Raw genomic sequence first — 19,710 nt, 5'->3', positions numbered from 1 at the left:
CGCTCGGTGCGGGGGATCCGTGCGGGGGATCCGTGCGGGGGATCCGTGCGGGGAGACCTCGCTCAGTACGCGGGCAGTGTCCGCGGGCCGAGGTCGTCGCGGGCCGGCGGCGGTGCGAGCCGCACGGACGCGCCGAGGACGCTCAGCCCGCGTGGGGCGACGACGACCGGCTCCAGGGTGACCGCAACGACCTCCGGGTGGTCGTCGACCAGCCGGGAAACGCGCAGCAGCAGTTCCTCCAGGGCCGGGGTGTCGACGGGGGTCGAGCCGCGCCAGCCGAACAGGAGCGGCGCCGTCCGGATCGACCGGACCAGCGAGGTCGCCTCCCGGTCGGTGACCGGAACCAGCCGGTGCGCCATGTCCCCGAGCAGCTGCGAGGCCGCCCCGGCCAGCCCGAACGACAGTACGGCCCCCGCCGCCGGGTCGATGACGGCCCTGACCACGGTGTCGACCCCGCGGGGTGCCATCCCCTGCACGACCGGCCGCAGCTCCTCCGGCGTCCCGAAGAGCTCGGTCAACTCGGCGTACGCCCGCCGCAGTTGTTCCTCGTCCGCGAGATCCAGGCGTACGCCGCCCAGGTCGGCGCGGTGGCGCAGGTGCGGGGCGGTGGCCTTGAGGGCGACCGGGTAGCCGAGGGTGCGGGCGGCGGCGACGGCGTCCTCGGGGCCGGGTGCGGGCAGCGCGCGGTGGACGTGCACGCCGTACTTCCCGAGCAGCTCGCAGGTCTCCTCGGTACCGAGGGTGAGCCCCTGCCCCCGCGCGAGCAGCCCTTCGATCAGCTCGGCGGCCCCCTTCTCGTCGATGTCCTCGTACTCGGGGACCTTGCCGGGCTCGGCCGCCTCGCGCCGCCACTGGGCGTACTTCACGGCTTCACCGAGGGCGCGGACGGCTCGTTCGGCGGCGGGGTAGGCGGGGATGAGGCGGGAGCAGTTCTCGGGGGCGGGCGCGTCGTCCGCCGCCTTGACGGCCAGTCGGTCCAGTGCACGGAACGGGTGGTCGCGGCCGACCGTGCCGGGCGCCGGTGAACTCGCCTGGGGTGCGGTGCTCGCCGCGGCCGACAGCGCTTCCGCGAGCCCGCCCAGTTCCACGTGCACCACCAGGACCGGCTTCCCGGGGACTCGCTCGGCCGCCGATCGCAGCGCCTCCGCCAGTGCCGCGTCCGCGTCGTCGGCCGCCTCCTCCCCCACCGCCGGTATCGCCGTGACGACCACCGCGTCGCACGCGTCGTCCGCGAGCGCCCGGGACAGCGCCCCGTGGAAGTCCTCGGGCGAGGCGCCGGTCGTCAGATCCAGCGGAGGCAGCGGCCTGAGCCCCTCGGCGAGGCAGGCGTCGTACGTCAGCAGCCCCAGTGACTCGGAGTTCCCGAGGATCGCCACCCGGGGCCCGGCCGGCAGCGGCTGGCGCGCGAGCAGCAGCCCCGCGTCGACCAGTTCGGTGATCGTGTCGACCCGGATCACCCCGGCCTGCCGCAGCAGCGCGGACACCGTGGCGTGCGGCAACCGCGTCGCCCGTACGGCGTGCCCCTGCGGCGCCGCTCCCCCATGCCGCGCCCCCTGCACCACGACCAGCGGCTTCGCGGCCGCCGTACGCCGGGCGAGCCGGGTGAACTTGCGCGGGTTGCCGATGGATTCCAGGTACATGAGGACGACGTCGGTGTCGGGATCGTCGTACCAGTACTGAAGGACGTCGTTGCCGGACACGTCCGCCCGGTTGCCGGACGACACGAACGTCGACACACCCGTGACCCCCGTGACCCCGCCGCCGCGCCGGTGCAGCCGGGAGAGCAGGGCGATGCCGATCGCGCCGGACTGGGCGAACAGGCCGATCCGGCCGGGCCGGGGGGTCTGTGGCGCGAGCGAGGCGTTCAGCCGGACCTGCGGGGAGGTGTTGATGATCCCGAACGCGTTCGGCCCGATGATCCGCATGCCGTACGCGCGCGCGTGCCGGACGAGTTCGCGCTGGCGCTCGCGCCCCTCGGGCCCGCTCTCGGCATACCCGGCGGTGAGCACCACCAGCCCCTGCACGCCGTGCAGTCCGCACTCCTCGACGACGTGGGGGACGTGTTCCACGGGCACGGCGACGACCGCGAGGTCGACGGGCCCGTCGATGTCCCGCACCGACCGGTACGCGGGCACCCCGCCGAGTTCCTTCTGCTCCTCGGGGAGGGCCCTGTTCACGGCGTGCAGCCGACCGGTGAATCCGGCGCCCCTGATGTTGTCGAGCACGCTGCGGCCCACACCGCCGGGCGCCCGCCCGGCCCCGATCACGGCGACGGCCCCGGGCATGAGCAGCCGCTGCACGGACCGCGCCTCGGCGCGCTGTTCGCGCGCGTACTGCACGGCGAGCGAGCGGTCCGTCGGCTCCAGGTCGAACTCCAGGCGTACGACGCCGTCCTCGAAGCTGCGCTTCTGGGTGTACCCGGCGTCCCTGAAGACCTTGATCATCTTGTTGTTGGCGGGCAGCACCTCCGCGGCGAACCGCCGGATGCCCCGCTCGCGCGCGACGGCGCCGATGTGTTCGAGGAGGGCGGAGGCGACGCCGCGTCCCTGGTGGGCGTCCTGCACGAGGAAGGCGACCTCTGCCTCGTCGGCCGGGGCGGAGGCGGGCATGCCGTCGGACCCGATGCGGTCGTAGCGTACGGTGGCGATGAACTCGCCGCCGATGGTGGCCGCGAGTCCCACCCGGTCCACAAAGTCGTGGTGCGTGAAGCGGTGGACGTCCTTGGCGGACAGACGAGGGTAGGGCGCGAAGAAGCGGTAGTACTTCGACTCGTCCGACACCTGCTCGTAGAAGCTGACGAGGCGATCGGCGTCATCAACGGTGATGGGCCGGACGCGCGCGGTACCCCCGTCGCGCAGCACCACGTCGGCCTCCCAGTGGGCGGGATACTCGTGCCGGTCCGACGAGGTCTGCATGGGCCCCAGAGTACGGCTCGCGTACGACAACGGCGCGAGGCAGTCTGTGGAGGACGAGAAGCCGGACCGAGGCCGCGGTCCGACGACGCCGCGGGGCGGGACGAAGGACCGCTCCGGGCATGCTTCACGATATGGGAAACTGGTCTAGACAACCTGATACACCGAAGGGCAGCATCACATGGCTGAGCGCCGCGTCAACGTCGGCTGGGCCGAGGGTCTCCACGCCCGCCCCGCTTCCATCTTCGTCCGGGCCGCCACGGCCGCAGGCATCCCGGTGACGATCTCCAAGGCCGACGGCAACCCCGTCAACGCGGCCTCCATGCTGGCCGTCCTCGGTCTGGGCGCCCAGGGCGGCGAGGAGATCATCCTCGCCTCCGACGCCGAGGGCGCCGACGTGGCCCTCGACCGTCTGGCGAAGCTGGTCTCCGAAGGTCTCGAAGAACTCCCCGAGACCGTCTGAGCAAGCAATTCACGTTTGCCACGAAGGGCTCGTCCGAATTATCGGGCGAGCCCTTCGCATTTCCCGCGCACGGGCAGCGGAAATAATCCCCCGCGAATTATCCCCTCTTTGTATACGGTGCCCGTGTTAATGCCGCAGGCCCGTCATGTTTACGGGAGGTTGCGAGTTCCTCACACGGTCCGGCCGCTCCCCGCCGCCGGTGAATCGCAGCCGGTGCGCCGCCGTCGCGCGCTCCGTGTGCAGCGCCGTGAGCGCCCGCGCGCGTTCGCTGTCGCCACGCGCCACCGCGTCCACGATCGCGCCGTGCTCCGCCCACGACTCCACCGGGTTGGCCGGCGCCTCCACCGTGTACATCCAGGCGATCTTGTGGCGCAGCTGGGTCAGCATCGAGGTCATCGCGGCACTGCCGGAGGCCTGCGCGAGCGTCTCGTGGAACCAGGCCCCCAGGGAGCGCAGGTCTTCGCTGTTGCCCCGCCTGGCCCGCTCCTGGCCCAGCCGGACCAGGCCGCGCAGCACCTTGAGGTGGGCCTCGGTGCGCCGCTGGGCGGCCCGGGAAGCACCGAGCGGCTCCAGGAGCATGCGCATCTCCAGCAGGTCGGCACCCTCCTGCTCGGTGGGTTCCGCGACGCACGCGCCCGCGTGCCGCCGGGTCACCACGAAGCCCTCCGCCTCCAGCGTGCGCAGGGCCTCGCGGACGGGGACACGCGAGACGCCGTAGCGGCGCGCGAGCAGTTCCTCGGTGAGCCGGCTGCCGCGCTCGTAGACACCCGCGACGATGTCGTCCCGGATCGCCGTGCATACCGAGTGCGCCGGAATACGCATGACCGACCTCCGCTTTAATCCCCGTGAAACGTCGACGATTGACGTGTGTTCAGTGACTCTATTGCAATCAGCGAGAATTTCCGATGGCGGACCAGAATCCATGGATATTTTTTGGACAGACGGCCGTCTGAAACGCCGAAAGCCCCGGCTCGGGGAGCCGGGGCTTCGGGACGGGAGCCGTCTGTCGTCAGACGTTGCCGGAACGCGCGCGTGGGACGTTCGCGGGCGCGAGCGTCAGACGTTCACGCCGTGCGAGCGGAGGTAGGCGACGGGGTTGATGTCCGAGCCGTACTCCGCGGTCGTGCGGGCCTCGAAGTGCAGGTGCGCCCCGGTGACGTTGCCGGTGGCGCCGGAGAGGCCTATCTGCTGCCCCGGGGTGACCGTCTGGCCGACGGAGACGCCGATGGACGACAGGTGGCCGTACTGGGTGTACGTGCCGTCGTTCATCTTGATCACGATGTTGTTGCCGTACGACCCGCCCCAGCCGGCCTCGACGACCGTGCCGGAGCCGACCGCCTGGACAGAAGTGCCGCTCGCGGCGTGGAAGTCGACGCCGGTGTGGCTGCCGGAGGACCAGACGGCGCCGCCGGTCTTGTAGCCGGTCGAGATGTACGAGCCGGAGATCGGGGCGACGTAGGAGTTGAGGCGCTTGCGCTCGGCCTCGCGGGCGGCGCGCTCCTTGATCTCGCGCGCCTCCTTGGCCTCGGCGGCCGCCTTCTTGCGCGCGGCCTCCTCAGCGGCCTTCCTCTGGGCCTCGGCCTCCTCGGCGGCCTGCTTCTGGGCGGCGGCCTGGGCGTCGATCTGGTCGGCGATCGAGTCGCCGGTGGAGATGACAGGGATGAAACCGGTCTGCTCGACGGCGGATTCGGCGGCAAGCGCCGGGGCGGCCAGGGTGCCGACGACACCGGTGGTGGTGAGGGCCGCGACACCCGCCGCACGGGCGGTGGTGCGCTTCATCCGGCTGGGACGACGATGCTTCCCGGTGGCGCAGGTGAACGCCATGTAGTGGCTGATCCTTTCCTTCCTTCTCGCCTACCGGGTTAGCTGACGGGTTCGGAGCAGGAAGGTCTCCTACGGGCCCCCTCGCGATGCGCGCGGGCGTCCGATTCACCCCAGGGACTTGTGGTGTGGGTCCCCGGCTCCCCTGGCTCGCGCCATGTGGGGACTCGGCGATGGCTGCCCGGTGCCGCGGGTGCGGCGCGGTGCCTGACGGACAGCCCGCATGACGCTAAACGCGCCAAGTTTCAAACCCCAAACGAATCACGGCGTTTGTAGCGCATGCCACAGGGCAGACAGGCAACCTCTCCCTCAATTCGGACATAGGGGGGCCCTGGTGACTCTTGGGTCACCAGGGCCCCTGGACGCGCGTTGGCCCGCTTCGCCACGCGCGCGTGCGCCTACTCCGCCGAAACGACGGTGACTTCGCCGATCCCGAGAGCCTCCACGGGCTCCTTGATCTGCGCCGCGTCCCCGACGAGGACGGTCACCAGACGGTCGACCGGGAAGGCGCTCACGACCGCCGCGGTGGCCTCGACGGTGCCCGTCGCCGCGAGCTGCTGGTAGAGCGTCGCCTGGAAGTCGTCCGGCAGGTGCTGCTCGACCTGGTCGGCCAGCGTGCTCGCCACGGCCGCCGCCGTCTCGTACTTCAGCGGCGCCACTCCGACGAGGTTCTGCACGGCGACGTCACGCTCGGCGTCGGTGAGCCCTCCGGAGGCGAGGGTGCGCAGCACCGTCCACAGGTCGTCGAGGGCGGGGCCGGTGTTCGGGGTGTCGATGGAGCCGCTGATCGCGAGCATCGCGGCACCTGTTCCGTCCGGGGCTGAGCGCATGACCTGACCGAACGCCCGCACACCGTAGGTGTAGCCCTTCTCCTCGCGCAGGACGCGGTCCAAGCGGGAGGTGAGGGTGCCGCCCAGGCAGTAGGTGCCGAGCACCTGGGCAGGCCACACGCGGTCGTGCCGGTCGGGGCCGATACGGCCGATCAGCAGCTGTGTCTGGACGGCGCCGGGGCGGTCCACGATGACGACCCGGCCGGTGTCGTCGGCGGTCACCGGCGGCACGGGACGGGGCTCGGCCGAGGAGCCGGTCCAGGAGCCGAGCGTGTCACCGAGCAGCGCGTCGAGGTCGATGCCGGTGAGGTCGCCGACGACCACGGCGGTGGCGGTGGCGGGGCGGACGTGCTTCTCGTAGAAGCCGCGCACAGCCGCGGAGTCGATGTTCTCGACCGTCTCCTCGGTGCCCTGGCGCGGGCGCGACATGCGCGAGGTCGCCGGGAACAGCTCCTTGGAGAGCTCCTTGGCGGCACGCCGGGACGGGTTGGCCAGCTCGTGCGGGATCTCGTCCAGGCGGTTGCGGACCAGTCGCTCGACCTCGCTGTCGGCGAACGCGGGCGCCCTGAGCGCGTCGGCGAGCAGGCCGAGCGCCTTGGCCAGGCGGGAGGCGGGGACCTCGAGGGAGAGCCGTACGCCGGGGTGGTCGGCGTGCGAGTCGAGGGTGGCGCCGCAGCGCTCCAGCTCGGCGGCGAAGTCCTCGGCGGAGTGCTTGTCGGTGCCCTCGGAGAAGGCCCGCGCCATGATCGTGGCGACGCCGTCCAGACCGGCCGGTTCGGCCTCCAGGGGCGCGTCCAGGAGCACCTCCACGGCGACGACCTGCTGGCCGGGGCGGTGGCAGCGCAGCACCGTCAGGCCGTTGTCGAGCGTGCCGCGCTCGGGTGCCGGGAAGGCCCAGGGCCTGGCCTCGCCGGCCTGGGGCTGGGAGTGGAATTCCATCGTGGCGAGCTCGGTCACCGGGCCGCCTCCTCGTTCTTGTCGCCGGCTTCGACCGTGGCCTCGGCCTCGGGGTCTTCGGGGGGATCCGCGTCCTCGGCAGTCTCGCCGGAGATCGGCTCGTAGACGAGCACCGCGCGGTTGTCGGGGCGCAGGCGGGCCTTGGCGATCTGCTGGACCTCCTCGGCCGTCACGTCGAGGACGCGCTGTACGGCGGTCAGGGCGAGCTGCGGGTCGCCGAACAGGACGGCGTACCGGCACAGTTCGTCGGCACGGCCCGCGACCGTGCCGAGCCGGTCCAGCCACTCGCGCTCCAACTGGGCCTGGGCGCGCTCCATCTCCTCGGCCGTGGGGCCCTCCTCGGCGAACCGGGCGAGCTCCTCGTCGATGGCGGCCTCGATGACCGGCACCTCGACGTCACCGGAGGTCTTCACGTCCAGCCAGCCCAGGGAGGGCGCCCCGGCCAGCCGCAGCAGACCGAAGCCGGCCGCCACCGCCGTACGGTCGCGCCGTACGAGCCGGTTGTAGAGCCGGGACGACTCGCCGCCGCCGAGGACGGTGAGCGCCAGGTCGACCGCGTCGCACGCGCGCGTGCCGTCCTCCGGGAGCCGGTAGGCGGCCATCAACGCGCGCGCGGGGACCTCTTCCTCGACGATCTCGCGCAGCTGCTCGCCGATCACGTCGGGCAGCGAGCCGTCGCGGGGCGCGGGCTTGCCGTCGTGCGACGCGATGGACCCGAAGTACTTCTCGATCCAGGCGAGCGTCTGCTCCGGGTCGATGTCGCCGACGACCGACAGGACGGCGTTGCCCGGCGCGTAGTACGTGCGGAAGAACGCGCGCGCGTCCTCCAGGGTGGCCGCGTCCAGGTCGGCCATCGAGCCGATCGGGGTGTGGTGGTAGGGGTGGCCCTCCGGGTAGGCGAGGGCGGTGAGCTTCTCGAAGGCCGTGCCGTACGGCACGTTGTCGTAGCGCTGCCGGCGCTCGTTCTTGACGACGTCCCGCTGGTTCTCCATCGACTCGTCGTCGAGGGCGGCCAGCAGCGAGCCCATGCGGTCGGCCTCCAGCCAGAGGGCGAGCTCCAGCTGGTGGGTGGGCATGGTCTCGAAGTAGTTGGTGCGCTCGAAGCTGGTGGTTCCGTTGAGCGAGCCGCCGGCGCCCTGAACCAGCTCGAAGTGGCCGTTGCCCTTGACCTGGCCGGATCCCTGGAACATAAGGTGCTCGAAAAGGTGAGCCAGGCCGGTACGACCCTTGACTTCGTGGCGCGAGCCGACGTCGTACCAGAGGCACACCGCCGCGACGGGGGTCAGATGGTCCTCGGAGAGCACCACGCGCAGGCCATTGGCCAGGCGGTGCTCGGTCGCTGTCAGTCCGCCGGAGCCTGCCTGGGCTGTGGCCGTGTGACCCATGGGCATGTACGTCCCTTCGATCGCGGTCGCGGTCGCTGAAAACCGCGGTTTTCCTGCCGGTCCTGCCACTGTATGCAGCGTGCGGGCGGTCGGCGAAGTTCCCGGACGACGTACGCCGTCAGCGAGATCGCGTAGCCTGCGGGCAACCGCGGTCAGGCGCCCGCCCGCATTCCGGACCGGGCAGCCGACAGAGGGCCCTGGCCCGCACTGTCAGTGCCGCGGTCCACAATGGTCCGCGTCAGATCCCGTTCACGCTTCAGCACGAGTGAGCCGAAGGGACGCGGCGGTGTCGAGAGGTCGAGCGCGCTGAGGCCCGAAGGGCTGAGCACGATCGGGCTCCCGAGACCGACCTGAGCGTCCCGTAGGCGAACTACCAGAAACAGGAGGAGCCGGCAGCGATGGCCCGCCGCAGCACGAAGACCCCGCCGCCCGACGACTCGTACGAGGAGAAGATCCTCGACATCGACGTCGTCGACGAGATGCAGGGCTCCTTCCTCGAGTACGCGTACTCGGTCATCTACTCCCGCGCCCTGCCGGACGCCCGCGACGGCCTCAAGCCGGTGCACCGCCGCATCGTCTACCAGATGAACGAGATGGGCCTGCGCCCCGATCGCGGCTATGTGAAGTGCGCCCGGGTCGTCGGCGAGGTCATGGGCAAGCTGCACCCGCACGGCGACGCGTCGATCTACGACGCCCTGGTGCGCATGGCGCAGCCCTTCTCCATGCGCGTCCCGCTGGTCGACGGCCACGGCAACTTCGGCTCGCTGGGCAACGACGACCCGCCGGCCGCCATGCGGTACACCGAGTGCCGCCAGGCCGAGGCGACGAGCCTGATGACCGAGTCGATCGACGAGGACACGGTCGACTTCAACCCCAACTACGACGGCCAGGAGCAGGAGCCGGTGGCGCTGCCGGCCGCCTTCCCGAACCTCCTGGTCAACGGGGCCTCGGGCATCGCGGTCGGCATGGCCACGAACATGCCGCCGCACAACCTGGCCGAGGTCATCGCGGCCGCCCGCCACCTGATCCGCTACCCGAACGCGGACCTCGAGGCCCTGATGCGGCACGTCCCGGGCCCCGACCTGCCCACCGGCGGCCGGATCGTCGGCCTCTCCGGCATCCGGGACGCGTACGAGACGGGCCGCGGCACCTTCAAGATCCGCGCGACGGTGGCCGTGGACAACGTGACGGCGCGCCGCAAGGGCCTGATCGTCACCGAGCTGCCCTTCACGGTCGGCCCCGAGAAGGTCATCGCCAAGATCAAGGACCTGGTCGGCTCGAAGAAGCTGCAGGGCATCGCGGACGTCAAGGACCTCACCGACCGGGCGCACGGCCTGCGCCTGGTCATCGAGATCAAGAACGGCTTCGTGCCGGAGGCGGTCCTGGAGCAGCTCTACAAGCTGACGCCCATGGAGGAGTCCTTCGGCGTCAACAACGTGGCGCTGGTGGACGGCCAGCCCCTCACCCTCGGCCTCAAGGAGCTCCTGGAGGTCTACCTCGACCACCGCTTCGAGGTCGTGCGCCGCCGCAGCGAGTTCCGCCGCACCAAGAAGCGCGACCGTCTGCACCTGGTCGAGGGCCTGCTCACCGCGCTGATCGACATCGACGAGGTGATCCGCCTCATCCGCTCCAGCGACAACTCCGCACAGGCGAAGCAGCGCCTGATGGAGCGCTTCTCGCTGAGCGAGATCCAGACGCAATACATTCTGGACACGCCGCTGCGCCGCCTCACCCGCTTCGACCGCATCGAGCTGGAGTCGGAGAAGGAGCGGCTGAACGCGGAGATCGCTGAGCTGACCCGGATCCTCGACTCGGACTCCGAGCTGCGCAAGCTGGTCTCCGCCGAACTGGCCGCGGTGTCGAAGAAGTTCGGCACCGAGCGGCGTACGGTCCTGCTGGAGTCGGCGGGCGCCCCGGCGACCGCCGTGCCGCTCCAGGTGGCCGACGACCCCTGCCGTGTGCTCCTGTCCTCCACAGGCCTGCTGGCCCGCACGGCGAACGGCGATCCGTTCCCGGAGGACGCCGACGCCCGGCGCACCAAGCACGACGTGATCGTCTCGGCGGTGCCGGCCACCGCGCGCGGCGAGGTGGGCGTGGTCACGTCCTCCGGGCGCCTGCTGCGGGTGAACGTCGTCGACCTGCCCCAGCTCCCGGACACCGCGTCCGCGCCGAACCTCTCGGGCGGCGCCCCGGTCGCGGAGTTCGTCCCCCTGGAGGGAGACGAGACGGTGATCTGTCTGACCACGCTCGACGAGTCCTCACCCGGTCTGGCGATCGGCACCGCGCAGGGCGTCGTCAAGCGCGTGGTGCCCGACTATCCGACCAACAAGGGCGAGCTGGAGGTCATCACCCTCAAGGAGGGCGACCGGATCGTCGGCGCGGTGGAGCTGCGCACCGGCGAGGAGGACCTGGTCTTCATCACGGACGACGCGCAACTGCTGCGCTATCAGGCCGCCCAGGTCCGCCCCCAGGGCCGCCCGGCCGGCGGCATGACGGGCATCAAGCTCACCGAGGGCGCGAAGGTGATCTCCTTCACGGCCGTCGACCCCGCCGCGGACGCCGTGGTGTTCACGGTCGCGGGCTCGCGCGGCACCCTGGACGACTCCGTCCAGACGACGGCCAAGCTGACCCCGTTCGACCAGTACCCGCGCAAGGGCCGGGCCACCGGCGGCGTCCGCTGCCAGCGCTTCCTCAAGGGCGAGGACTGCCTGTCCGTGGCCTGGGCGGGACCCGTCCCGGCGAAGGCGGCACAGAAGAACGGCACCCCGGCCGACCTCCCGGAGATGGACCCGCGCCGCGACGGCTCGGGTGTGTCGCTGCCGAAGACGGTGTCGGTGGTGGCAGGACCGGTCTAAGGCTCCTCCGGGGCGTCTTCCTCCGGCTCCTGTACGTAGCGCAGAACGCCCCACATGCCGTGCTCGTCGGCGTGTGGGGCGTCGCTCTTGCACGCCTGAAGCTCCTTGCCGAGGGCGGACGCGTCGATGCCGGAGCCGATCAGCACCAGCTGGGTGAGGCGGGCCTCGGCGGGCGTCCAGGGCTCTGGATAGAAACGCAGGAACCGCCCGACGGCATGCACGGCGTAACGGTTCCCGGAGTCGTTCGGCCCGAAGTCGACATATCCCTTGATCCGGTACAGCCCCTCGGGCCTGCTGTCGAGGAACTGCATCAACCGGCGCGGGTCGAGCGGCAGTTCGGAGACGAAGGCCACACTGTCGTAGCCGCTGTGCAGGTGCTGGTCGTAGCTGTCCCCGCCCGCATGATCGTGCAGGTCGTCGAAGGACAACTGCCCGATACGTTCCTCGCCGGGCCGGCAGTCGAAGAGGAACTCGGGGTCGACGCGGCCGTAGCGGGCAGGCACGACGGCGGCCTGGTCGACGAGGGACCGGACCAGATCGAGGACCCGCTCACCGTCGGCGGCCCGGTCGAGCTTGTTGACGACGACGAGGTCGGCGAGGCCGAGGTGCCGGTCGATCTCGGGATGCCGTGCGCGGGTGGCGTCGAACTCGGCGGCGTCGACGACCTCGACCAGCCCCCCGTACACGATCCCCGGATGCTCACTGGCGAGGACCATGCGCACGAGCTCCTGGGGTTCGGCGAGCCCGCTGGCCTCGATCACGATGACGTCGATGCCGAGGGACGGCCGGGCGAGCCGCTCCAGGTACTCATCCAGCTCACTGGCGTCCACGGCACAGCACAGACACCCGTTCCCGAGGGAGACCGTGGAGTCGCCGAGGGCCCCCGCGACGGCCATCGCGTCGATCTCGATGGCCCCGAAGTCGTTGACGACGGCGCCGATACGGCTGCCTCCGCTGCGGTGGAGGAGATGGTTGAGCAGCGTGGTCTTGCCGGAGCCGAGGAATCCGGCGAGCACGACGACCGGGATCTGGTGCGAGCTCCGACTCAACGCGCTACCTCTCTCACGCCACCGCGTACGCCGGTCCGACCCCCTGCGCACGTCCAAGGATTGAATGCCCACCCAGGATACGAGCCGTAAGAATCGCCGCTGAGTGAACGATTGTTAGCAGTCCTTGCGGGGCAGACGTTGGGGAAGGCGCCGGATTGTGCGACCCTCGCTTCCCTCCGTGCGCCTCCTCTCCGCCTCCCCGCCGATCAGAGCCGCTCGGCATTCTGGGAGACGGCAAGCGCCGCCCACCGCTCGCCGGTCCCCTCCGTCGACCCGCACCCCGACGACCGGCGGACGGCCGCCTGATTCGGGGGTTGACATGGCCACACGGAAGCACACCGCGGGGAGGCTGGGCCCTGCCGCGCTCACTCTCCTGGCTGCCACCGCCACCATGACGGTGGCAGCGCGTCAGTGGTGGTTGGAGAAGGCACGTCGGCACGAGAGGAGGCTGGAACTCGAGGAGTTGGCGATCCGGCGCAAAGCTCTGGCCCATCAGCAGCGCATGCACTGGGAGTTGCTGGCGAGGGCGATCGACGATCCCTCTCTCGCCGCGGTGATCGACTCCTACGACAAGAGCATCCCGGCGGAGCGGCGCCGTCAGTTCTTCTACGCCAACGCCTGGTACGCCTACCTCTACCACCTCTACCAGGCGGAACTCCTGGGTCGGGAGGAGCTGTACACGCGCCTGCGGGAGTTCTTCCAGAGTCCGGTCTTCCGTGAGTACTGGGACGCATCGAGGCACATGCGCGCCAGCCTGGACGAGTCATCCGTGGAAGCGCAGTTGGGGCACATGGTCGATGGCCTCGTCCGGGACTTCGACGAATCCGACACGGACGAGTGGTGGGTCGTCGGTGATCCGCCGACCGAGTGATTTTCTTGCGGTCCGGCCCCAGGGGACTCAGAAACACCAGTAACCTGCTCCCCACCACTATGCCCAGACCTTTTCGTAAGGACCGGTACCTTTGAAGATCGTGCGCCGCATCGGTGTGCCTCCCAGCGCCCGAGGCAGTAGTTCAGGAGCTACCTGCCCGGACCTGTTCGAACTCAGCGACGGCAACTTCGCCGTCATCGGCACCGAGGCAACCGAGGCACTGGAGCGTGAACTCCCCGCCGATGCAGCCCGCGCCGACTACGAGCGCATCGTCATCGTCAGCAGAGAGACCCTGATTCGCGCCAAGGCGGACATCCCCGACGTCTGACGCCGAGCGAGCCCTCTCTCACCCACACGCGTCCCGCGAAGCTTCCCCGGCCGCACAGAACCGCTGAGCGACCTGGGCATCGACCCGGCGAGCAGTTCGTCACCCCGTACCTGCTCGATCATCACCGATGAGGCCTGGCGCCAGAACGGCACCAGGCCACACGTATGTCAGGCCGCCCGAGGCACCGCCACCGGTGCCCCCGGCCCCACATACCGCGCCACCGGCCTGATGATCTTCGAGTCCGCCGCCTGTTCCAGGATGTTGGCGCTCCAGCCCACCACGCGCGCCGCCGCGAACGTCGGCGTGAACATCTCGCGTGGCAGCCCGCACAGTTCCATGACCACGCCCGCGTAGAACTCGACGTTGGCGTGGAGTTCCCGGCCCGGCTTCAGTTCGGCGAGGATCCGCTCGACGTGGCGCTCGACCTCGACGGCGAAGTCGACGCGCGGACCGCCGAACTGCCGGCAGACCTCGCGGAGCATCCGGGAACGGGGATCCTCCGTGCGGTAGATCGCATGACCGAAGCCCATGATGCGGTCACCGGCCAGGACCCGCTCGCGAATCCAGGAGTCGATGCGGTCGGGCGTCCCGATCGCATCCAGGGTGTCCAGCGCACGACTGGGCGCACCCCCGTGCAGGGGCCCTGACAGCGCCCCCACCGCTCCCACGAGACACGCCGCCACATCGGCACCGGTCGATGCGATGACCCGGGCCGTGAAGGTTGATGCGTTGAAGCCGTGATCAATGGTTGAAATCAAGTACTGCTCCACCGCCCGGGCCCGCGCCGGTTCCGGCTCCGAACCCGTCAGCATGTAGAGGTAGTTCGCCGCATACGACAGGTCCTCGCGCGGCTCCACCGGCTCCAGCCCCGCGCCGAGTCTGTGCAGCGCGGTGAGCAGCGTCGGTACGGCCGCCGCCGCGACGACGGTGTCCTGGCGACGCCGGTCCGGGTCCAGGTCGTACACCGGGCGGAAGCCCTTCGCCGAGCCGAGCAGCGACAGCGCGGTCCGCATCCCGGCGAGCGGACCGGAGCCCGCGCCGGCCGCGGCGATGGCGGGCAGCGCGGCCAGCACCTCGTCGGGCAGCCGCCGCAGCGCGGCGGTCTCGGCGGCGAAGGCGGCGCCGCGTTCCGCGTCCGGCAGCGCGCCGTGGATCAGCAGATGCCAGACGTCCTCGAAGCTGCGAGTCTGCGCGAGTTCGACGGCCGAGTACTGGCGGTAGTGGTAAAAGCCCTCGCGCCCCCGTACGTCACCGATCTCGGTGTCGGTGACGACGACGCCCGCGAGTCCCCGCGGTACGTCGACCAGAGCGGCCGCTGACCTGTTGACGGACATGATTCCTCCCTCGACTTGATTTGACTGTCCATGCTTGACTGATTTCCTGTCAATATTGATTGAATCAATACAAGCGGATCAATATCCGATCAATGAACCGAGCTGCGGATACGGTGACGTCCTATGCGCGATCAAGAACCCCTCCCCGTCCCCGCCGGACAGCGGCTGAGCACCAAGGAGGCCGCCGAGCTGCTCGGCGTGAAGCCCGAGACCGTGTACGCCTACGTGAGCCGCGGCCAGCTCTCCAGCCGGCGCGTGCCCGGCGGCCGGGGCAGCACCTTCGACGCCAAGGAGGTGGAGGCGCTCGCCCGGCGCAACAGGCGGGACGGCGGCGGAAGTTCCGGCTCCGGAGGCGAACTGTCCGTACGGACACGCATCACGTTGATCGAGGCGGACCGGTACTACTTCCGGGGCGTCGACGCCATCGAACTGGCCGCACGGCACTCCTACGAAGAGGTCGCCGAGTGGCTGTGGACGGGGCACCCCCGGCCCGGCGCCACCTTCACTGCGCCCGAGGCCGCCGTCGCCGTCGCCCGCCGCGCCGTGGACGCGCTGCCCGAGCACGCCGCTCCCACCGACCGGTTGCGGGTCGCGGCGATCGCCGCCTCGGCCGCGGATCCGCTGCGCTTCGACCTCTCCGAGGAGGCCGTGCTCGGCACCGCGCGCGTGCTCATCCCCACGCTGGTCGCCGCCCTGCCGCCGGTCCTGCACGACCGGGGCGACGGCGGCCCCCTCGCCCACCGGCTGTGGACGCGGCTCAGCGGCCGGCCCGCCGACGAGGCCTCGCTGCGCGCCCTGGACACCGCGCTCGCCCTCCTCGTCGACCACGACCTCGCCGCGTCGACCCTCGCCGTCCGTGTCGCCGCGTCGGCCCGTGCGCACGCCTACGCGGCCGTCTCCGCCGGGCTCGGCGTGATCGAGGGGCCCCTGCACGGCGCGGCCGGCGGGCTGGCCCACAAGCTGCTGCTCGACGTGCTCGACCAGGGCAGCGCGGTCCCCGTGATCGCGGACGAACTGCGGGCCGGCCGCCGGATTCCGGGGCTGGGCCATCGCCTCTACCCGGGCGAGGACCCACGCGCGCGTGCCCTGTTCGGCCTGCTGGAGCAGATCCCCGGGGCCGAGCCCGCCCTCGCCGCCGCCCACGACATCGTGGCCACCACCGCCCGCCACACCCCCCTGCACGCCAATGTCGACCTGGCCCTGGCCGTCCTCACCGCCTCCTCCGGCATGCCCGCCACGGCGGCCGAGACGATCTTCGCGGTGGCCCGAACGGCGGGCTGGATCGCCCACGCCCTGGAGGAGTACGGGGAGCGCCCCCTGCGGATGCGCCCCAGCGGCCACTACGTCGGCCCCAGGCCACCGCAGCCCCTCCCGGAGTAGGCAACACCCGGTCCGGAAGTCACCCTGCCTCAAGTCAGGTTAGGCTCACCTCTGTGAGTACGTGCTCAACCGTCTCCCAGGAGCTCGACGAGCCCATTTCCGGGACCGCGGCCACAGCGAGGACCTGGCTGCTGCTGGAGCAGCCCGGCCCCTGGGGTGCCAAGGCGCTCACTTCGAGCCACCTGGACCCCGCACTGGGACGTGCCCTGGAAGCGGCCGCGAAGGGCACGGACGTACGCGTCGCGCTGATCCGCCGCCCCGGGCGGCACGCCGACAGCGGCACGCCGACCACGCGTCACGTGTACGCCGCGCACACCCTGCCCGGCAACGCGTGGCTGCGCTCCGCCACCACCCGCGACCCGCGGGAACTGCTCGACCTCGACTTCGCCGCGCTCGGCACGGGCGACCACAGCAGTTTCGACACGGCGCTCGACGGGCGGCCGCACACCGGCGAGCCGCTCGCCCTCGTCTGCACCAACGGCAAGCGCGACCGCTGCTGCGCGCTCCTCGGCCGCCCGCTGGCCGCCGAGCTGGCCGCGTCCGGCGTCGGGGGCACCTGGGAAGTCACCCATCTGGGTGGTCATCGCTTCTCGCCGACACTGCTCGTCCTGCCGTACGGATACGCCTACGGCCGGGCCGAGGCCCATGCCGTCAAGGAGATCCTGCACAGCGTCCAGGAGGGGCGGATCGTCGTGGAGGGGTGCCGCGGGAACTCGGCCTGGGAGCGGCCCGGCCAGGCGGCCGAACTGGCCGTGCGCTCGGCGATGGGCGAGTACGCGGCGGACGCGCTCACCGTCGTCCGCACGGAAGGCGCGGCGCCACGCTGGGAGGTGACCGTCGCCCACGCCGACGGACGCCGCTGGCGTGTCGTGGTGGCCCAGAGCGCGTCCCTGCCGGCCCGCGCGGAGAGCTGCGGAGCGTCGGTGCTCGGCTCGCCCGCGCGCATGGACGTGGTGGCGGTGCGCGAGCTGACGGCGGCGACGGCGCTCGCGAGCTGAGGGCACACGCGCGGCTTCACCGAGCCCCGTCGCACCACACGCGGCATCCAGGCGTCTCACATATTGATCAAGTAATCCACGCCACACCCCCTGCGGCAGCCGAGACCCACCCACGTACCGTCATGGGTATGAGCCGCACTTCCCCCGCCCGACGCCTGCGCCTCGGCCTGCCGCGGCGCGTGTTCTCGCAGGTGCTGCTGATGCAGCTGGCGATCGCCGCGGGCGTCGCGGTGCTCGCGACCGGGCTCTTCCTCGCTCCGCTCAGCGACCAGCTGGACGACCAGGCGATGCGCCGTGCGCTCGCGATCGCGCAGACCACCGCCGCCGAGCCGCGGATCGCCGAAGAGGTCAAGAACACGCCTCCGACAGCCGACGGGCCCGTCCAGAGGGCGGCGGAGCGGATCCGCGAGACCACCAGGGCCGAGTACGTCGTGGTGATGGACTGGCGGGGCGTGCGCTGGTCGCACCCCACCCCCGACCAGGTCGGCAGGACCGTCTCGACCGACCCCGGCCAGGCTCTCGCCGGCAAGGAGGTCATGGAGATCGACAGTGGCACCCTGGGCCGCTCCGCCCGCGGCAAGGTGCCGCTGCGCGACAGCGACGGCGACATCGTCGGCGCCGTCTCGGTCGGCATCGCGTACGACAGCGTGCGCGCGCGGCTGATCCACGCGATCCCGGGGCTGTTCGCGTACGCCGGCGGCGCCCTGGCCGTCGGTGCGCTGGCCGCCTGGCTCATCTCCCGCCGGGTCCATCGGCAGACCCGGGACCTGGCTTTCTCGGACATCTCGGGCCTGCTCGCGGAGCGCGAGGCCATGCTGCACGGCATCCGGGAGGGCGTCGTCGCCCTGGACCGCACCGGCCGCGTGCGCCTGCTCAACGACGAGGCGCAGCGCCTGCTGGGCATCGGCGACGAGGCCGTCGGCCGCTCCCCGGACGAGGCGCTCGGCGAGGGCCGTACGGCCGACGTGCTCGCCGGCCGGGTGACGGGCACCGACCTGCTCACCGTGCGTGGCCAGCGGGTGCTGGTCGCCAACCGCATGCCCACCGACGACGGCGGTGCCGTCGTCACCCTGCGCGACCGCACCGAACTGGAGCAGCTGGGCCGGGAGCTCGACTCCACGCAGGGGCTGATCGACGCACTGCGCGCCCAGGACCACGAGCACGCCAACCGCATGCACACACTCCTCGGACTGCTCGAACTGGAGATGTACGACGACGCCGTGGACTTCGTCGGCGAGGTCGTCGGCGACCACCGTGCCACCGCCGAACAGGTCACCGAGAAGATCCAGGACCCCCTGCTCGCCGCTCTGCTGGTCGGCAAGGCGACCGTCGCGGCCGAGCGCGGGGTCGCCCTGTGGGTCTCGGACCGGACCCGGCTGCCGGACCGGCTGGTCGACCCCGGTGGGCTGGTCACCATCCTCGGCAACCTGGTCGACAACGCGCTGGACGCCGTCGCGGGCACGCCGCACGCGCGCGTGGAGGTCGAGTTGCGCGCGGAGGGGCGTACCGCCGTCCTCAGGGTGCGCGACACGGGGCCCGGAGTCCCGGTGGAGCACCGCGAGTTGGTCTTCACCGAGGGTTGGTCCACGAAGAAGCCGCCGGCCCACCGGAACCGCGGCATCGGGCTCTCCCTTGTGCGCAGGCTCGCCGAACGCCAGGGTGGCAGCGCCAGGGTCGGCGAGGCGGGCGGCGGGGGCGCGGAGTTCACGGTCGTCCTGCCCGACGCCCTGGCCGAGCCGGAACCGGCCCTCACGGCGCCGCAGACCCAGCCGTCCGCCACCGAGGAGGAGTCGCGATGATCGAGGTCCTGGTCGTGGACGACGACCTCCGGGTCGCGCGGGTCAACGCCGCCTACGTCGAGAAGGTCCCGGGCTTCCGTGTGGCCGGCGAGGCGCACAGCGCGGCCGAGGCGCTGAGCCAGTTGGAGGCGCTGCCCCAGGTGGACCTGATCCTCCTGGACCACTACCTGCCCGACGCGACGGGCCTCACGGTCGTCCAGGAAATGCGCCGACGTGGCCACCAGACCGACGTGATCATGGTGACGGCGGCGCGGGACGTCTCCACCGTGCAGGCCGCGATGCGACAGGGCGCGCTGCAGTACCTGGTCAAGCCGTTCGCCTTCGCGGGCCTGCGCGCCAAGCTGGAGGCATACGCGCAGCTGCGCCGCACCCTCGAAGGCGGCGGCGAGGCCGAACAGGCCGAGGTCGACCGCATCTTCGGGGCCCTGTCCACACCGTCGGAGCCCGCACTCCCCAAGGGCCACTCCCCCACCACCGCGGAACTCGTACGACGCTCCCTCATGAACGCCGAAGGCCCCCTGTCGGCCCAGGAGATCGCCGAACGCACCGGAGTGAGCCGCCAGACCGCCCAGCGCTATCTGAAGCTCCTGGAGCGCACGGGGCGGGCCAGACTCACCCTCAAGTACGGCGACGCGGGCCGCCCGGAGCACCGCTATGTGTGGGCGACCCACGGCTGAGGGCCGGCCGGTGGGTGCCATCGCTGCATCCGGGTGAGCCCCTGCCGTACG

Annotated in this window: 15 protein-coding genes and 1 riboswitch; of the genes, 8 read left to right on the top strand and 7 right to left on the bottom strand. The window is 71.4% G+C overall.

The features are described from left to right. Window positions 1-62 precede the first annotated feature (62 nt). Complete coding sequence (locus tag QFZ76_RS37075; protein ID WP_307677765.1) at window positions 63-2,915, bottom strand: bifunctional GNAT family N-acetyltransferase/acetate--CoA ligase family protein; 2,853 nt, start codon at window positions 2,913-2,915, stop codon at window positions 63-65. Between the two features lie 178 nt (window positions 2,916-3,093). On the opposite strand from QFZ76_RS37075, the gene QFZ76_RS37070 reads away from it, so the two are divergent. Next, a complete protein-coding gene (locus QFZ76_RS37070) occupies window positions 3,094-3,375 on the top strand; it encodes an HPr family phosphocarrier protein (RefSeq protein ID WP_266432854.1) in 282 nt (93 codons plus the stop codon). A gap of 126 nt (window positions 3,376-3,501) precedes the next feature. On the opposite strand, the gene QFZ76_RS37065 is transcribed toward QFZ76_RS37070, so the two are convergent. The 4 genes from QFZ76_RS37065 to QFZ76_RS37050 all read right to left on the bottom strand — a co-directional run bounded on the left by QFZ76_RS37065 (window position 3,502) and on the right by QFZ76_RS37050 (window position 8,374). Further along, the gene (locus QFZ76_RS37065; protein ID WP_307677764.1) at window positions 3,502-4,197 is read right to left on the bottom strand and encodes a GntR family transcriptional regulator; all 696 of its coding nucleotides are present in this window, start codon (window positions 4,195-4,197) and stop codon (window positions 3,502-3,504) included. A 234-nt stretch (window positions 4,198-4,431) separates the two neighbouring features. Then, window positions 4,432-5,199, bottom strand: coding sequence for a M23 family metallopeptidase (locus QFZ76_RS37060; protein WP_307677763.1), 768 nt, complete (start codon window positions 5,197-5,199; stop codon window positions 4,432-4,434). Between the two features lie 13 nt (window positions 5,200-5,212). Continuing rightward, a riboswitch (cyclic di-AMP (ydaO/yuaA leader) is annotated at window positions 5,213-5,379 on the bottom strand. Between the two features lie 215 nt (window positions 5,380-5,594). Beyond that, a complete protein-coding gene (locus QFZ76_RS37055) occupies window positions 5,595-6,983 on the bottom strand; it encodes a pitrilysin family protein (RefSeq protein ID WP_307677762.1) in 1,389 nt (462 codons plus the stop codon). Next, complete coding sequence (locus QFZ76_RS37050) at window positions 6,980-8,374, bottom strand: pitrilysin family protein (RefSeq protein ID WP_307677761.1); 1,395 nt, start codon at window positions 8,372-8,374, stop codon at window positions 6,980-6,982. The genes QFZ76_RS37055 and QFZ76_RS37050 overlap by 4 nt, the downstream gene beginning before the upstream one ends. Before the next feature lie 392 nt (window positions 8,375-8,766). Between QFZ76_RS37050 and QFZ76_RS37045 the strand changes: the two genes are divergently transcribed. Continuing rightward, complete coding sequence (locus QFZ76_RS37045; RefSeq protein ID WP_307677760.1) at window positions 8,767-11,223, top strand: DNA topoisomerase (ATP-hydrolyzing) subunit A; 2,457 nt, start codon at window positions 8,767-8,769, stop codon at window positions 11,221-11,223. Here the strand turns inward: QFZ76_RS37045 and QFZ76_RS37040 are convergent. Beyond that, complete coding sequence (locus tag QFZ76_RS37040; protein ID WP_307677759.1) at window positions 11,220-12,272, bottom strand: GTP-binding protein; 1,053 nt, start codon at window positions 12,270-12,272, stop codon at window positions 11,220-11,222. The genes QFZ76_RS37045 and QFZ76_RS37040 overlap by 4 nt on opposite strands. Window positions 12,273-12,591: 319 nt before the next feature. Here QFZ76_RS37040 and QFZ76_RS37035 point away from each other — a divergent pair, with 319 nt between their 5' ends. Together QFZ76_RS37035 and QFZ76_RS37030 are read left to right on the top strand one after the other, a co-directional pair. After that, window positions 12,592-13,143, top strand: a complete 552-nt coding sequence (locus QFZ76_RS37035; RefSeq protein WP_307677758.1) for a DUF6082 family protein — start codon at window positions 12,592-12,594, stop codon at window positions 13,141-13,143. 91 nt (window positions 13,144-13,234) lie between these two features. Next, complete coding sequence (locus QFZ76_RS37030) at window positions 13,235-13,471, top strand: hypothetical protein (RefSeq protein ID WP_307677757.1); 237 nt, start codon at window positions 13,235-13,237, stop codon at window positions 13,469-13,471. Window positions 13,472-13,638: 167 nt separating this feature from the next. On the opposite strand, the gene QFZ76_RS37025 is transcribed toward QFZ76_RS37030, so the two are convergent. After that, window positions 13,639-14,805: a citrate synthase/methylcitrate synthase gene (locus QFZ76_RS37025; protein ID WP_307677756.1), complete on the bottom strand. Its 1,167-nt coding sequence runs from the start codon at window positions 14,803-14,805 to the stop codon at window positions 13,639-13,641. A gap of 123 nt (window positions 14,806-14,928) precedes the next feature. Between QFZ76_RS37025 and QFZ76_RS37020 the strand changes: the two genes are divergently transcribed. The 4 genes from QFZ76_RS37020 to QFZ76_RS37005 all read left to right on the top strand — a co-directional run bounded on the left by QFZ76_RS37020 (window position 14,929) and on the right by QFZ76_RS37005 (window position 19,659). Beyond that, window positions 14,929-16,185 carry a citrate synthase gene (locus tag QFZ76_RS37020; protein WP_307677755.1) on the top strand — a complete coding sequence of 419 codons (1,257 nt, stop codon included), beginning with the start codon at window positions 14,929-14,931 and terminating at the stop codon, window positions 16,183-16,185. Window positions 16,186-16,238: 53 nt separating this feature from the next. After that, a complete protein-coding gene (locus tag QFZ76_RS37015) occupies window positions 16,239-17,183 on the top strand; it encodes a sucrase ferredoxin (RefSeq protein WP_307677754.1) in 945 nt (314 codons plus the stop codon). A 128-nt stretch (window positions 17,184-17,311) separates the two neighbouring features. Then, the gene (locus tag QFZ76_RS37010) at window positions 17,312-18,982 is read left to right on the top strand and encodes a sensor histidine kinase (protein WP_307677753.1); all 1,671 of its coding nucleotides are present in this window, start codon (window positions 17,312-17,314) and stop codon (window positions 18,980-18,982) included. Further along, a complete protein-coding gene (locus QFZ76_RS37005; RefSeq protein ID WP_307677752.1) occupies window positions 18,979-19,659 on the top strand; it encodes a response regulator in 681 nt (226 codons plus the stop codon). Before QFZ76_RS37010 ends, QFZ76_RS37005 begins: the two co-directional genes overlap by 4 nt. The last annotated feature ends 51 nt before the right edge of the window (window positions 19,660-19,710 follow it).

This window comes from Streptomyces sp. V4I2 (genome assembly GCF_030817655.1).
In the GTDB taxonomy this organism is placed as follows: domain Bacteria; phylum Actinomycetota; class Actinomycetes; order Streptomycetales; family Streptomycetaceae; genus Streptomyces; species Streptomyces plumbiresistens.
Note: the sequence above shows the minus strand (reverse complement) of the source record. Positions and strands in the feature narration are given on the sequence as shown.